The following is a 2,296-nucleotide window of genomic DNA, read 5'->3' on the forward strand; positions in this document are numbered from 1 at the left end:
TATGGGCGCAGCAGATCGTAGGGACGCACTCATCGCGGAAGCCTCCTCGCCGCCGAAACAACTCCATATCCCGCCCGGCCGGGCGGCACTGCCCGTCCAAGCGGTGTATTGACACTACCTGCCCCAACGCTCCATGACCAGGCCTAGAGGCCACCCTGTGGAAAACCCCGGAAAGAGACTCATGCACCAGCCCCTGTCGTTGCCGGCTCGGGCTGTTGAGTTACTCTGCTCAACAGGTCGGGGCCTCGGACCGCTCACCAGGAGTGGTCCGAGGCCCCGAAGATCCTGTGCTCGCGGGTGCTCCTTTCTGCGTCGTCTTATGCCATCACGTCGCCCTATGCTGTCGCGGCGACCGGACTTGCAGCGGCAGCGTCGTTGAGAGCGGTGTCAGGTCTGTTGCTGGTCCGCGCGGTGGTGTGCTGGGCGCGCCGGGAACCTGCCTGAAGGAGCACGAGTGCCAGCGGCGCCACCGGCACGATCGCGAAGAACACGGTCACCCACACCGCGCTGAGGCTGAGCATCTCGTGGATGAGCAGGATCATGGGTGCGAAGATCACCACGCTGATAAAGGCCGCCAGGGCCCCGACCACTGGCCGCATCCGCTGTGGCGCCAGTGCGGTCAGCGCCAGGGCGAGCGTGGTGAGGACCAAGACGTAGGCGGTGCCGGGTACCAGCACCATGAGCGGCACGCAGGCGGCTGCCAGCAGGAGCAGCACCGCGGCGAGAGTCTCCTGCCCGATCCCCTCCTTCCAGCGTCGCACCACGAAGTGCGCCGTGAGCCCGGCCCCGATGAGGGCCCCGCTGGCGAACATCCACACCAGCAGCGGGTTCGGCCCGTCTCCGTAGATGGGTGCCCACCCCATGGCCATCGCGCCACGCTGCACCAGCCCCGCAGCGGCGGAGACGGACACGGCTCGCCAGGTCAGGCCCCAGACGCTGCCCAGGACCCGCTTCCAGCGCAGCGACCTGGCCCGTACCGCGACGGCGCCGAGGGCCGCGATGACGGCCAGGCAGCCCAGCCCTGTTTCGACCGCCGCCGGGTAGCGCACCGTCAGTCCCCGCCACAGCTGGAAGAAGTGAAGGTCGCCGTCGGCTGTCAGCGTGGGGGCCTGCCCGTCGAAGGCCCAGGCCCGGGTGAGGCCGAGGACCTGGTCGCCGTAGTGCTGGACGGTCGAGTGGTCGACGTAGCGTGGGGCATCCGTGGCGTGGTGGTAGTGCTCGGCGTTCCCGATAGCCGCAATATTGAGCACCGTGAAGCCCTCGGGGATGAGGACGGTCATGTCGGTGAGGTTGGGCATGCGCGCATACAGTGAGGGGAATAGCGAGCTGGTCACGGGCTGCTTCACGTGGCTGAGGAAGTAGCCGGTGACGGCGCTGTTGTTCGCGGAGGTCTCGAACATGAGCGCCGGACCGCTCGTGCCGCGCGCCTCGAGGTTGAGAACGAGGTCGACGTTCTCGTAGTCGGCGCGGTGGTGGCGCATCTCGTTGGTAGCGCCGAGGAGGCCGACCTCCTCGGCGTCGGTGATGACGATCTTCAGCGAGTTCTCCGGCTGGCGCCCCTCGGCCTTGAGAGCCCGGAGCGTCTCGACGATGACGGCCACGCCGTAGCCGTCATCACCCGCCCCGTGGGAGTCCCCGGCAGTGAGGCGCACGCTGTCTCCGTCCGGCTCAGCACCTATGGCCGAGTCGTAGTGGGCCATGAGCGCCATGGTGCGCTCGGACTTCCCCGGCACGTCGACGACGATCGTCTCGGCTGGAGTTTCCTTGAACTCCGCCTGCTGTTCGGCGGACAGCGCATCGAAGGTCTCTTTCGCCCTTGGGTTGCTGAGGTCGAACAGCGGGTCGGAGTGCACTGTGGGGGTGTAGCCGAGGTCGGTGAACATGCCGATGACGTCCTCGCGCGCCCGGTCGTGCGCCTCGCGACGCAGGACGCTGTGCGGCTCGTCGGCGAGGCGGTTGATGGAGGTCATGGCGCGCTCGGCGGAGAACGTGGTCGGGTCGGCGGTGGTTGGTGCGGGGGAGGGCAGGATGAGGACGCTCAGGCCCGCCACCAGCCCCAGTAGGGCGGCGATCGGGGCCAGCAGGTGCCGGGCGAGACCGGGCGCGGACAAACGGCGATCAGTCATGGTGTCAACCTTCCGGACGTGAGTTGGTGGTGAATGGGGGGAGGAGGGGCGGAATCGCCTTCACGCCTTCGGCTCGCCGGCGGTGAGGACAGGGTCTCGGGGCGCGGCGTGGGGAGCGAAGGCGGTGCCAGGCGTGGCCGGCTCAGGCCTTGGGCCAGGCGACGACCAGG

1 protein-coding gene is annotated in these 2,296 nt (G+C 68.5%); it reads right to left on the reverse strand.

Features of this window, described 5'->3' with window-relative positions; all coding sequences use genetic code 11:
• Positions 1 to 335 precede the first annotated feature (335 nt).
• Entirely contained in the window at positions 336 to 2,126 is a 1,791-nt protein-coding gene (locus HMPREF2883_RS00070; protein ID WP_070658058.1) for a M20/M25/M40 family metallo-hydrolase, read from the reverse strand.
• Positions 2,127 to 2,296 lie beyond the last annotated feature (170 nt).

This window comes from Actinomyces sp. HMSC075C01, from assembly GCF_001812965.1.
In the GTDB taxonomy this organism is placed as follows: Bacteria; Actinomycetota; Actinomycetes; order Actinomycetales; family Actinomycetaceae; genus Actinomyces; species Actinomyces acetigenes.

What these genes read in the sequence shown, in the direction of transcription:
- HMPREF2883_RS00070 (WP_070658058.1), bottom strand. Translation starts at nt 2,126, where the DNA reads ATGACTGATCGCCGTTTGTCCGCGCCCGGTCTCGCCCGGCACCTGCTG.